The organism is Streptomyces swartbergensis, from assembly GCF_002148965.1.
Classification (GTDB): Bacteria; Actinomycetota; Actinomycetes; order Streptomycetales; family Streptomycetaceae; genus Streptomyces; species Streptomyces swartbergensis.
Genome location: NZ_NGFN01000039.1, coordinates 1 through 11596, shown reverse-complemented (window position 1 = coordinate 11596; position 11596 = coordinate 1). Strand labels below are relative to the sequence as shown.

The following is an 11596-nucleotide window of genomic DNA, read 5'->3' as shown; positions in this document are numbered from 1 at the left end:
TGCCTTTCCTTGTCCGTGCGGGAAGCACATCCGTGCGCTGGTCAGGGGCATGACAGTGAGATGCGCGGCGCCCGGGGCGCCGGCCTGGGACGAGGGCACCGCCGGTCAGCGGTGCCGGTACCGCTCCTCCACGGCGACGGCCGCCGCCGCGACGGCCCCGAGGACGGGGACCGCCAGCGGCGCGGTGAACCAGGCGGACACGGCCACCACGGCCAGCCCGCCGATGATCAGGAAGGACCCGGCCGGGTCGAGGACCGTCCGGCGCCAGGCGGCCGCGAGCAGGGTCCGCCAGCGGGCGTCCGGCTCCCAGACCGCCGCCGCGCGCAGCCCGGCCACGACCAGGCCGATCAGCGCGACCACTCCGACGGCCCCGACCAGCGGCCCGCCGGGAATCCCCGCACGGACCGCCTGGACGTCCACCCAGACGGCGGCCACCGCCGCCAACCCGGCGAGCCCGGCGAGCCACCCGCCGCGCACGGCCGTACGGAAGTCGGCGACGAACTCCCGCCAGCCACCGCTCTCGTGCGCGGTACGGCGCCGCAGGTGCCGCGCGCCGGCGGCGAAGGCGGCGGGATACGTGACGACCCCCAGCGAGGCCACCGCGATCCACACCCCCGTCAGCAGACACTCGGCGAACACCCCGAACCGCTYGGCGAAGGCCGACTCCCCCCGTGCCTTCACTCGGGTCCCAGCCATGCTCACCTCAGCCCTTCAGACCGGACGTCGCCATGCCGTCGATCAGATAGCGCTGGAAGGCCAGGAAGAAAGCGAGCACCGGCAGCAGGGCGACCAACGACATGGCGATCATGCCGCCGTAGTTGGCCAGCCCTTCCTGGTCGACGAACATCTTCAAGCCGAGGGAGACCGTGTACTTGTCGGGCTCGTTGAGGTAGATCAGCGGGCCCATGAAGTCGTTCCAGGAGTTGATGAACGTGAAGATCGCGCTGGTGATCAGGGCCGGGCGGCACAGCGGCAGCATGATCGACCAGTAGATGCGGAAGTGCCCGCAGCCGTCGAGGCGGGCCGCCTCGTCGAGTTCCTTGGGCATGTTGCGCATGAACTGCACCATCAGGAAGACGAAGAACGCCTCCGTGGCCAGGTACTTCCCCAGCAGCAGCGGGGTGTACGTGTCGATCATCCCCATGTTGCGGAACAGCACGTACTGCGGGATCAGCAGCACGTGGTACGGCAGCAGGAGGGTCCCGATCATCAGCGTGAACAGCAGATTGCGGCCCGCGAACCTGATCCTCGAGAAGGCGTACGCCGTCAGCGAGCAGGACACCACGATCCCGATCACCGAGCCGACAGCGAGGAAGAGCGAGTTGAAGAAGAAGGTGGAGATCGAGATGTCGGCGACGCCGTCGGCGAGGCTCTTGTAGTTGTCGAGGATGGGGTCGCCCGGCAGGAGGTCCAGACTGCCGACGATGTCGTCGCTCTCCTTGAGGGAGCCGCCGATGACCCAGATCACCGGATAGAGGATCACCGCGAGGATCAGCAGGGACCCGATGTGCCAGGCGAGGGATCCGGGCAGCTTGTGCCGGAGGCCGCCCGCTCGTGGGGTGGCGTCGGTGGCCTGCGCACTCATCGGGCGCCCTCCTCGTAGTGCACCCAGCGCTTCTGGGACCAGAACAGCACCGCCGTCACCAGGGCGACCGCGACGAGCAGCATCCAGGCCATGGCGGAGGCCAGACCCATCCGGCTGTTCTCGAAGCCCTGGACGTAGAGGTAGCAGGTGTAGACCATCGAGCCGTCGGCCGGACCGCAGGCGTTGCCTCCGGCGCCGCCGCCGACGATGTACGCCGAGCTGAAGATCTGGAAGGAGTGGATCGTCTCCAGCAGGACGTTGAAGAAGAGCACCGGGGAGATCATCGGCAGCGTGATGTTCCAGAACCGACGCAGCTTGCCGGCCCCGTCGACCTCGGCCGCCTCGTACAGCTCGCGCGGGACCTGCTTGAGGCCGGCCAGGAAGATGACCATGGGCGCGCCGAACTGCCAGACGGTGAGCGCCACCAGGCTGTAGATGATCATGTCCGGGTCGCCGGTCCAGCCGCCGACGTCGATCCCGAAGGTCTTCTGGACACGGTCCACGATGGCGTCGTCCGAGAAGATCGCCTTCCAGACGATCGCGACGGAGACGCTCGCGCCGATCAGCGACGGCGCGTAGAAGGCGGCCCGGTAGAAGGCCTGCCCGCGCCGCTTCTGCGCGAGGAGCAGGGCCACACCGAGGGCCGCGAGCAGCTTGAGCGGCGTTCCGACGGCGACGTACCAGAGCGTCACCTGCACCGAGTGGCGCCAGCGGGGATCGCCGAACATCTCGGAGAAGTTGTCGAGGCCGATCCACTTGGGGGCGTCGAACAGGTTGTAGTCGGTGAACGCGAAGTAGAGCGAGGCGATCATCGGGCCCGCGGTGAGCAGCAGGAACCCGGCGATCCAGGGGGACATGAAGAGATAGCCGGCCAGGTTCTCCCGGCGCCGCCGCCGCTTGAGGGCGGCGGGGCGCTCGGGCTTCACCGGACCGTGCCGCGGCTCGGAGTCCTGGGACAGGCCCTCCATCGCAGGGGCGTGTGTCACGGTGGTTCCCATCAGCTGCCGAGAGCCGTCTTCGACTCGGTGAAGAACTGCTTGACGGCCTCGTCCACCGACCGCTTGCCCAGGGCGAGTTCCTCGGCGATGCGCAGGAAGGCGGACTCACAGATGTCCGCGCCGTTCGGGTGCGGGGTGATGGGCTCCAGGACACCCGCCTCGACGAGCGACTCCTCGTAGGCGGCTATCGCCTTGTTGACCTCGTCGGTCGGCTTGTAGGCGTCGTACTGGGCCTGCGTCGCGGGCACGCCCCGGTCGTAGCCCATGATCTTGGCGACCTCGGGCTCGTGCACCATGAAGTCGATGAACTGGGCCACTTCCTTGGGGTGCTGGGTGCGCTTGGAGGCGCTCAGCATGAGTGAGCCGAGGTACTGGCCGGTCTTCTTGCCGTCCGTGGTCGGGATGGGAGCGAGGGCGTACTCGCTCTTGCCCTCGGCGGTGTAGCGGACGGTGAAGTTGTCCCAGGTGAACTCGCCGCCCGCGAGTTCCGCGGTGACCGCGGACTTGGGCTTGATCTGGGCGACCTTCTTGGCGTCGGCGTAGCGGCCGTCCTCCACGCCCTTCTTGGCCTTCGTCCACCAGTCCGTCAGGTCCGCCTCGGTGAAGCCGAGCCCGTCCTCGGTGAAGAAGGCCTTGCCGTTCTGACGCAGGTACAGGTCGTAGAGGTACATGACGCCGTACATGCCGCTGTCGCCGGCGCGGCCCGTCTTGTCGCGGATCTTCTTCATCGCCGCGTCGAAGTCGTCCCAGGTCCAGCCCATCTCGGGCTTCACGCCCGCCCTGGTGTAGACGGGCTTGTCGATGACCAGGGCCATCGAGTTGGAACCGACCGGGACTCCGAGGAGTTTGCCGTCGATCTCGCCGAACTTCTCGAGCCCGGCGCGGAATCCATCCATCCGGAGGTTGCCGGCCTTGGCCTGCTCGCTGAGATCGAGCAGCACGTTCTTCGCGTCGTATTTGCGCAGGAACCCGACGGCATTCTGGAAGACGTCCGGCGGATTTCCGCCGGAAGCCTGGGTGTTGAACTTCTTCCAGAAGTCGAGATAAGGCTGGAAGTCCGTTTTCACCTTGATCTTCGGGTACTTCTTCTCGAAGAGCGCGATGGTCTTGTTGATGCGCTCGGCGCGGTCCTCCGCACCCCACCACGCGTAACGGATCGTCACCGTCCCGTCCGCGGAGGTCCCTCCGTCCCCGCCGCAGCCGGTGGTCGCGGCCAGCCCCAGCGTGGCCGCCGTGGCCCCGGCCGCCTTCAGAATCGTACGTCTCTCAACATTCCTGCCGTTCACCACGGTTGGACCTCCCCGCACGTCGTCCCGCTCGCATGAATCGTTTCAAGTAAGCGCTTGCTGGCACAAGTTACGGAGGGGCTGAGGGTGCGTCAATGATTCGGACAAGAATTTCTTACCGAACGGGCCGGAGGCGAGGCCGGACGGGGCGGGGGCGCGCCCGGTCCGCCGGGCCGACGTCACTGGTCGGGCCGGTGTGGTCGGCCGGCCGAACGGGGCGGGGCCGCTCCCCCGGGTTTCGGGAGCGACCGAAAGACGATGCCGGGGTGGGTGGCGTGGAGCCGCGCACAAGGTGGCCGGTTTCCGTCAGCCGACCCTGGAGGAGAACGGCACGCGGGGCATCCGGCAGCCGTGACGACGGACACCCGAACGACGGCGGCCCACCTGCGCAATCGCAGATGGGCCGCCGATCCGGGTGGGCGATACTGGGTTCGAACCAGTGACCTCTTCGGTGTGAACGAAGCGCTCTCCCACTGAGCTAATCGCCCGGACGCAGGAAGAAGATTACCCCATGTCAGGGGGTGCCTGTGACCAGCGCCGGCCGGCACCGGCACCCCCGCCGCGGCTCACTGGTTCTCGATCTTCCACGGCATGGCCATGCCGAACTTCCACACATAGATACCGACCAGTACGGCCACGATCACCAGCCCGATGGTCGTCAGGATGATGTTCCGGCGCCGCACCTTGGGATCGAGGGCGCGCTGTGCGGCCTCCGTGACCTTCCGCTTGGTCCAGCGGAGCACCAACTGGGCCCACACGAACTCGGTCGCCCAGATCGCCATGCCGCCGAAGATCACGACCCAGCCCGGCCCCGGCAGGGGCAGCATGATGATGCCCGTCACGACGACCGCGAGCCCGATGATGAAGACGCCGACCTGCCAGCTCACGTGCAGCAGGCGGCGCGCCTTGATGAATTCCGGCGCCCGCGAGCCGAGCCCCCGCTCCTGCTCGCTGCGCTCCTCGTCCGTCCCCGTCTCGTCCGGCGCCACGGCCACCTCGCCCGGCTCGTCACTCCCCGTATTCATACGGCCAAACACTACCCGAGCGAAACCAGTCACCGGAATGGACGCACGGTGCGAACGATCTCTCGGCCGGAAGAGTTACGTAAACACACGCAAAACACTCAGAGGGGTTTACAACGGCACCGTAGGTGGCATGTCGATTTCGCCGACGTGCGAATCCCCGAGCGCACACTGAGCGAAAGGCCCTGGCGCTTATGAACACCACGGTCAGCTGCGAGCTGCACCTGCGCCTCGTTGTGTCGAGCGAGTCCTCCCTGCCTGTCCCCGCAGGCCTGCGGTACGACACGGCCGACCCCTACGCCGTGCACGCCACCTTCCACACCGGAGCCGAGGAGACCGTCGAGTGGGTGTTCGCCCGCGACCTCCTCGCCGAGGGACTTCACCGCCCTACGGGCACCGGCGACGTCCGCGTCTGGCCGTCGCGCAGTCACGGTCAGGGCGTCGTGTGCATCGCCCTGAGCTCGCCGGAGGGCGAGGCCCTGCTCGAGGCCCCGGCACGGGCCCTGGAGTCCTTCCTGAAGCGGACCGACGCCGCCGTGCCGCCCGGCACGGAGCACCGGCATTTCGACCTCGATCAGGAGCTCTCGCACATCCTGGCGGAAAGCTAGGGCGAGGCCCTCACAAAGCCGCCCGGCGCCGTCGACTCGGGGAGACGGCTCGGGCTCGGACAACCGCATACGGGATACACCGGCGTCGGCACCGCGGATCACGCGGGGCGGCGCCGGCTCGCGTATGCCGCCGGACGCTCGGGCGTGCCGCCCGGCGGATCTCGCAGTGGCGGGCCTCCTGCCGTCCGGAGGGCGGGCGGGAACCATGGCTCGCCCGGCGGCGTTGTATTCGAAGCCATGTGCGGGCGTGAGGGCGGTCCGGCGGTGGTGGAGCCGTTACCATCGGCCAGCATCCGCGGGCGCCTGCCCGACCCCCAGGCCAGGGAGCGAATCGTGCTGATCACCCACGACACCCGGTGCGCCCTCGAAACCGTGGTCGATCTGGTGAACACCGCACCGGAGGACGACACGGCGGCGGACGGGCTGCCGGACGTGGCGACACTCGCGGACTTCGTACGAAACCACGAGATCAGCGATGTCGGAGTGCTCTCGGAGTTCGACCTCTCCGCGGTGCGGAAGATCCGCGGCCGGTTCGCCGCCGTCTTCGCCGCCCCCGATGCCCGGACCGCCGCCGGCCTGATCAACGAGCTGGTCGCGGCCGCCGGCACCACACCCCGGCTCACGGACCACGACGGCTACGACTGGCATGTGCACTACTTCGCGCCCGGCGCCTCCGTCGCCGACCACCTGGCCGCCGACTGCGGGATGGCACTGGCCTTCTTCGTGGTCGCCGGGGAGCAGGAGCGGCTGCGGCGGTGCGAGGCACCCGACTGCCGCAGGGCCTTCGTCGACCTGTCCCGCAACCGCTCGCGGCGGTACTGCGACAGCCGCACCTGCGGGAACCGCCTGCATGTGGCCGCGTACCGGGCGCGTCGCAAGGAAGCGGCGGGCTGACCGCCACCGCCGGAACGATCGACGGGCGGATCGTCGATGCCGACGCGGTCCCGGCGGGTGGCGCCGGGTACCGCGGGTACGGCTCACAGCAACAGCAGATCGTGCAACGAGGCCATGAGCAGCAGACTCCCGATCACCGCAAGGAAGATCATCAGCGGTGGCTGGGAAAGGGCGAAGAGGCAACCACGGGGCTCGTCCTGCCGGGGACGTGGCTTGTCCTGCGGCGGCGCGGGGTCGCTCTGATTCGTCGTGTCCAGCATCTCGCGGCGATGATGACGCAGTCGCCGGGCCGGACGCGATCAGCGGCCTCGTTCCGTGCGGGAGTGCGCCGATTCCGTGAGGTCCGGTTCAGGTTGTGATCACTTCCGCGCACCCTCGGACACACTGTGACGATTCGGCCGACCCGCGGTCGTCATATGCCGTGCTTCTTGAGGATGGCCTCGATGTCGCTGAAGTCGTCGTCGCCCCGGGATGCCGTCGCGGGCCGGGTGGCCGGGCGGGACCCCTGGCCCTGACCCTGACCAAGGGAGGGTGCCGAGGCCGCCGGAGCCACAGCATCCGGCTGGGCCGCCGCGCGGGCCGCCCTGCGCTCCTTGCGGGTGCCGCCGCGGCGGCGCTCCACGGCACGCGTGGTCATGAACAGCAGCCACGCGACACCGAGCACCCCGAAGCCCGCCCAGGCGGTCAGGCTGAACGCGGTGTCGGCCAGCCACTCGACGACGCCCGTCATGACGAGGCCGATCGGCACGAGCGAGTACGCCGCGATACGGGTCGCCGCGAGGAAGCGCTTGCGGTACGCCGTGATGGCCGCAATACCCAGGCCTGCCGCGGACACGGCGGAGCAGACGGTCTCGGCAATCATCCGGTCCTCCAGGCGTGGCGCGGTCGAACAGGGCACTTCGTCCCTTCCATCCTGCACCCGCCGTACCCCGGGGGGCCATGCCCCGGCCCGACATCAGGGACATCTCCGGGTCGCCTCCTCCGCAGGTGCCGGTGCGGGTGTACGGCCTGGGAGAATGTCGGTATGAGCGACTCCTCCCACGCCCCTGCCGCCGCCCCCGTCCTCGAGGTCTGGTGCGACCTCCAGTGCCCGGACTGCCGCACCGCGCTGGACGACCTCCGTGCCCTGCGCGCCCGCTACGGCCACCGCCTGGAGCTGCGGCTGCGGCACTTCCCCCTGGAGAAGAACAAGCACGCCTTCGCCGCCGCCCAGGCCGCGGAGGAGGCATGGGAGCAGGGCCGGGGCTGGGAGTACGCCGAGGCGCTGCTGGGGCGGGTCGAGGAGCTGGGCCGCAAGGGAGAACCTTTCCTGGTCGAGCTGGCCCGCGAACTGGACATGGATGCCGAGGAGTTCGACACCGCCCTGATCGACGGCCGGCACATCCTGATCGTGGACGCCGACCAGGCCGAGGGCAAGGCGATCGGCGTGACCGGCACCCCGACGTACGTCATCGCCGGTGAGCGGCTCGACGGAGGCAAGAGCCAGGAGGGGCTGCGCGAACGGATCGAGCAGATCGCGGACCGGCTGCTGGCGGCCGGGCAGGAGCAGGAGCAGCAGGGCTGACCCGAAAGTACCCGCCCCCGTCCCTGCCCGGCCGCTACACCAGCGGCTTGTACATCGCGTACAGCTTCGTCTCGTAGCCGAGCGACGCGTAGAGCCGTTCGGCCGGGGTGTTGCCGGCGAAGACGTTGAGGCCGATGGCGCGCCTGCCCTCGACGATAGTCTGGGCCTCGGCCAGCAGCATGAGGGTGCGGCCGTGCCCCTTGCCGCGGTGGGCGGCGTGGGTCTCGACGTCGAAGACGAAGGCGCTGTCCGCGCGCAGCGCGAGCCACAGCACGCCCACCGCCGTCCCCTCATGTTCCAGGACGCTGATGAGCGTGCCGGGGGTGGCGAGGCCGTCGGGCAGCAGGGTGGCGTGGTCCCGCTCCGACTTGGCTCGGGCCTCGGCCTCCGGAACGCCCCGCTCGACCCAGCTGTGCGCATAGTCCTCCTCGCCCTTCTCCAGCCAGGGGCCGAACTCCGCCTCGGTCATGGGCCGGGCACGGCTGCCCTCCGGCAGCTGCGGCGGGGTGTCGCCGAGGGGCTTCTCCATGCCGCGGTTGCGGACGACGTAACCGAGCGCGGTGGCGAGCCGGAACGCCGCGGCGGCGTCGGCGGGCACGGTCGCCTCGATACGGCGGCACCCCCAGCCGCGCGCCACCTCCTCGGCGGCGAGCGCGGCCACGGTCCCCCGGCCGCGTCCGCGGTCCGGTTCGTCGATGCGCAGTTTCATGATCCGGGCCACGGTGTCGCCGAACACGGGATGCGTGCCGAGGTGTATCGCCCCTACGGGACGGCTGTTCACGCACACCTGGTAGCGGCGTGAGCGCGTCCCGTCGGCGTTCTGCTGAAGCGGCTCGGTCGGCCGCAGGGTCGTGGTCATCAGGGGTGTTCTACCCGCAACCACGCCCCTGGTCAGCCGAATATGCGGGGTCGTCAGGGGTCGAGGTCGTCCCCCGACCGCTCCTCGAAGATCCGCATGGCCTTGGCGGTCACCGGGCCGGGCGCGCCGGGCAGCTCACGGCCGTCGACCCGGTGCACGGCCTGGACGTCCCGCAGCGTGGACGTCAGGAAGACCTCGTCGGCCCGCTCCAGGACGTCCAGCGGCAGGTCCGTCTCCTCGGCCCCGGTCCATTCGATCGCCAGCGCGCGCGTGATGCCCGCGAGACAGCCCGAGGCGAGCGGCGGCGTGTGGATCTCGCCGTCGAGGACGACGAAGACGTTCGACCCGGTGCCCTCGCACAGCTGTCCCACCGTGTTGCCGAACAGGGCCTCGGAAGCGCCCTGTTCGCGGGCGCGGGCGAGGGCGACGACGTTCTCGGCGTACGAGGTGGTCTTCAGGCCGGTGAGCGCGCCGCGCTCGTTGCGCGTCCAGGGGACCGTGATCACGGCGGTGGAGTCGGGGCGGCGGGTGGTCGCGCCGACGGCGACGACGAGGGTTGGGCCGTGCTCGCCGCGGTCGGAGCCGAGCGGGCCGTGGCCGCCGGTGTACGTGATGCGCAGGCGGCCGAGCGGCATGGGGTTGGCCTCGAGGACGGCGGCACAGGCGCGGCGTACCTCGTCGTGGTCCGGGTCGGGCAGTCCGAGGCCGCGCGCCGACCGGGTCAGCCGGTCGAGGTGCCGCGTGAGCGCGAACGGCCGGCCGTCCACGGCCTTCACGGTCTCGAAGATGCCGTCGCCCACGGTCAGTCCGTGGTCGAAGACGGAGACGCGGGCGGACTCCATGTCCTGCAAGCCACCGTCGAGCCAGATCTTCACGTCAGGTCCTCTCCACTCACCTCATACGCTCCCGACGCTATCGCGAGCAGCCGGGCCGCCTTCAGCTCGGTCTCCCGCCACTCCCCCTCGGGATCGGAGCCCCATGTGATGCCGGCGCCGGTGCCGAAGCGGAGCACACCGTCGGCCCGGTCGATCCAGAAGGTACGGATGCCGACGGCCAGCTCACCGGCCTTCCGGTCGGCGTCGACCCAGCCGATCCCCCCGCAGTACGGCCCCCGGGGCGCCGTCTCCAGCGCGTCGATGATCCGCAGCGCGCTCGACTTGGGCGCGCCGGTGACGGAGCCGGGCGGGAAGGCGGCGGCGAGCAGATCGGCCCAGCCGGCGCCCTCCCCCAGCTCGCCGCGGACCGTCGACACGAGATGAACCAGCCCCGGATGCTTCTCGACGGCACACAGGTCGGGCACCGTCACACTGCCCGTGGCGCAGACCCGCCCGATGTCGTTGCGGACCAGGTCCACGATCATCACGTTCTCGGCGTAGTCCTTCTCCAGCAGGTCCGCCTCGGTACGGCCGGTGCCCTTGATCGGCCCCGACTCGACGACGCGTCCGTCGCGCCGCAGGAACAGCTCGGGGGACGCGGTGGCGATCTCCACGCCGTGACCGGGCAGGCGGATCGTTCCTGCATAGGGTGCCGGATTGCCGCGGGCCAGCAGCGCGGAGAGGGCGTCCACATCGGCGCCGGGTGCGACGGGCGCGGACAGCACCCGGCACAGGTTCGCCTGGTAGACCTCGCCGGCCGCGATGTGCTCGCGGATCCGCCGTACCGCCGCCGTGTACGCGGCGCGGTCGAGCGATGACGTCCAGTCACTCGCCGCCGGTCCCCGCCACACGCCGGGCACGGGGGCGGGCACGGCCGCCTTCCGCACGTCCCGGAAGCGTGCGCAGGTCAGGCGGCCCTCGAAATCGGCGCAGACCGCCCAGAAACCGCTGGACTCCAGGGCTTCGGGATCGTCGGTGACGTCGAGGAGCCCGGTGGCGACACGGTCGCCGAAGCGGGCGAGGGGAGGGAGGTCGAGCACGCAGTCGAGTCTATGGCGGGTGTCCCGCGGGTGACCGGGGGATGTCCCCTCGTGGGCTCTGTGACCGCCCTGAGCAGGGGAAGCGCAGCACGCTGCACAAACGCGTTTTTGTACTGGCCCCGGAATCCGCTAGAGTTCAACTCGTCGCCGGGCCGCGAGAGCGGGCCGAAACGACAAGCGGACGTAGCTCAGTTGGTAGAGCGCAACCTTGCCAAGGTTGAGGTCGCGAGTTCGAGCCTCGTCGTCCGCTCGAAGGAAGTGGGGATCTTCCCGGTTCCCTACACTCCTGGTGGAGTGGCCGAGAGGCGAGGCAACGGCCTGCAAAGCCGTCTACACGGGTTCAAATCCCGTCTCCACCTCCAAGGACGATTAGCTCAGCGGGAGAGCGCTTCCCTGACACGGAAGAGGTCACTGGTTCAATCCCAGTATCGTCCACTGGATCTGCTCGAAGATCCGACCCGCGCGATTAGCTCAGCGGGAGAGCGCTTCCCTGACACGGAAGAGGTCACTGGTTCAATCCCAGTATCGCGCACGCAGTCCCCATGATCCGCTGCAGTCAGTGGTCATGGTCCCGAGGACGATTAGCTCAGCGGGAGAGCGCTTCCCTGACACGGAAGAGGTCACTGGTTCAATCCCAGTATCGTCCACATCACACCGGAGCCCCCGGCCGTACGCATCGGCCGGGGGCTTCGTCGTGTGGCGATCGCTGTCTGGCGATCGTCGTGTCGCGGTCCTGGCGTCAGGACGAGAACAGCATGCGCCCGAAGCTCTTCTGCCGGTGGTGACCGTGGTGGCCATGGTGCCCGTGGCCGGCGTGCGGGGCGCCCCAGGCCGGGGCCGGAGGGGCAGGGTAGGCCTGTGGAGC

The 11596-nt window shown here is 69.6% G+C and carries 13 protein-coding genes, 6 tRNA genes and 1 pseudogene; 8 read left to right on the top strand and 12 right to left on the bottom strand.

What is annotated here, in order from left to right:
* Positions 1-105: 105 nt before the first annotated feature.
* The 6 genes from CA983_RS09325 to CA983_RS09300 all read right to left on the bottom strand — a co-directional run bounded on the left by CA983_RS09325 (position 106) and on the right by CA983_RS09300 (position 4894).
* Positions 106-696, bottom strand: a complete 591-nt coding sequence (locus CA983_RS09325) for a hypothetical protein (RefSeq protein WP_086600398.1) — start codon at positions 694-696, stop codon at positions 106-108.
* Positions 697-703: 7 nt separating this feature from the next.
* Positions 704-1585, bottom strand: a complete 882-nt coding sequence (locus CA983_RS09320; RefSeq protein WP_086600397.1) for a carbohydrate ABC transporter permease — start codon at positions 1583-1585, stop codon at positions 704-706.
* On the bottom strand, positions 1582-2583 hold the full coding sequence (locus CA983_RS09315) for a carbohydrate ABC transporter permease (protein WP_167407347.1): 1002 nt from the start codon (positions 2581-2583) through the stop codon (positions 1582-1584). The genes CA983_RS09320 and CA983_RS09315 overlap by 4 nt, the downstream gene beginning before the upstream one ends.
* Complete coding sequence (locus CA983_RS09310) at positions 2583-3872, bottom strand: ABC transporter substrate-binding protein (protein ID WP_086600396.1); 1290 nt, start codon at positions 3870-3872, stop codon at positions 2583-2585. Before CA983_RS09310 ends, CA983_RS09315 begins: the two co-directional genes overlap by 1 nt.
* A gap of 413 nt (positions 3873-4285) precedes the next feature.
* Positions 4286-4357: transfer RNA gene (locus tag CA983_RS09305), tRNA-Val, on the bottom strand.
* A gap of 78 nt (positions 4358-4435) precedes the next feature.
* Positions 4436-4894, bottom strand: coding sequence for a TIGR02611 family protein (locus CA983_RS09300; RefSeq protein WP_086600395.1), 459 nt, complete (start codon positions 4892-4894; stop codon positions 4436-4438).
* Positions 4895-5085: 191 nt separating this feature from the next.
* On the opposite strand from CA983_RS09300, the gene CA983_RS09295 reads away from it, so the two are divergent.
* Positions 5086-5499, top strand: coding sequence for an SsgA family sporulation/cell division regulator (locus CA983_RS09295; protein WP_004002642.1), 414 nt, complete (start codon positions 5086-5088; stop codon positions 5497-5499).
* Between the two features lie 333 nt (positions 5500-5832).
* Positions 5833-6393 carry a CGNR zinc finger domain-containing protein gene (locus tag CA983_RS09290; RefSeq protein WP_086600394.1) on the top strand — a complete coding sequence of 187 codons (561 nt, stop codon included), beginning with the start codon at positions 5833-5835 and terminating at the stop codon, positions 6391-6393.
* 83 nt (positions 6394-6476) lie between these two features.
* Here the strand turns inward: CA983_RS09290 and CA983_RS46650 are convergent, their stop codons facing one another.
* A complete protein-coding gene (locus CA983_RS46650; RefSeq protein WP_167407346.1) occupies positions 6477-6653 on the bottom strand; it encodes a hypothetical protein in 177 nt (58 codons plus the stop codon).
* 152 nt (positions 6654-6805) lie between these two features.
* Complete coding sequence (locus tag CA983_RS09285; protein ID WP_086600393.1) at positions 6806-7255, bottom strand: hypothetical protein; 450 nt, start codon at positions 7253-7255, stop codon at positions 6806-6808.
* 162 nt (positions 7256-7417) lie between these two features.
* On the opposite strand from CA983_RS09285, the gene CA983_RS09280 reads away from it, so the two are divergent.
* The gene (locus CA983_RS09280; protein ID WP_086600392.1) at positions 7418-7957 is read left to right on the top strand and encodes a DsbA family protein; all 540 of its coding nucleotides are present in this window, start codon (positions 7418-7420) and stop codon (positions 7955-7957) included.
* Between the two features lie 34 nt (positions 7958-7991).
* On the opposite strand, the gene CA983_RS09275 is transcribed toward CA983_RS09280, so the two are convergent.
* Genes CA983_RS09275 through CA983_RS09265 form a run of 3 tightly spaced genes read right to left on the bottom strand, consistent with a single transcriptional unit; the run spans position 7992 to position 10731 of the window.
* Positions 7992-8816 carry a GNAT family N-acetyltransferase gene (locus tag CA983_RS09275; protein ID WP_086600391.1) on the bottom strand — a complete coding sequence of 275 codons (825 nt, stop codon included), beginning with the start codon at positions 8814-8816 and terminating at the stop codon, positions 7992-7994.
* 53 nt (positions 8817-8869) lie between these two features.
* Positions 8870-9691, bottom strand: a complete 822-nt coding sequence (locus CA983_RS09270; RefSeq protein ID WP_086600390.1) for an aminotransferase class IV — start codon at positions 9689-9691, stop codon at positions 8870-8872.
* Positions 9688-10731 carry a chorismate-binding protein gene (locus tag CA983_RS09265; protein ID WP_086600389.1) on the bottom strand — a complete coding sequence of 348 codons (1044 nt, stop codon included), beginning with the start codon at positions 10729-10731 and terminating at the stop codon, positions 9688-9690. Before CA983_RS09265 ends, CA983_RS09270 begins: the two co-directional genes overlap by 4 nt.
* A 177-nt stretch (positions 10732-10908) precedes the next feature.
* On the opposite strand from CA983_RS09265, the gene CA983_RS09260 reads away from it, so the two are divergent.
* The 5 genes from CA983_RS09260 to CA983_RS09240 all read left to right on the top strand — a co-directional run bounded on the left by CA983_RS09260 (position 10909) and on the right by CA983_RS09240 (position 11378).
* Positions 10909-10981, top strand: a tRNA-Gly gene (locus CA983_RS09260).
* A gap of 38 nt (positions 10982-11019) precedes the next feature.
* A tRNA-Cys gene (locus CA983_RS09255) sits at positions 11020-11093 on the top strand.
* A gap of 1 nt (position 11094) precedes the next feature.
* Positions 11095-11166: transfer RNA gene (locus CA983_RS09250), tRNA-Val, on the top strand.
* 25 nt (positions 11167-11191) lie between these two features.
* Positions 11192-11263, top strand: a tRNA-Val gene (locus tag CA983_RS09245).
* Positions 11264-11306: 43 nt separating this feature from the next.
* Positions 11307-11378: transfer RNA gene (locus CA983_RS09240), tRNA-Val, on the top strand.
* A 92-nt stretch (positions 11379-11470) separates the two neighbouring features.
* On the opposite strand, the pseudogene CA983_RS49440 reads toward CA983_RS09240, so the two are convergent.
* Positions 11471-11596 (bottom strand): annotated as a pseudogene (locus CA983_RS49440) (zf-TFIIB domain-containing protein); the annotation flags it as partial.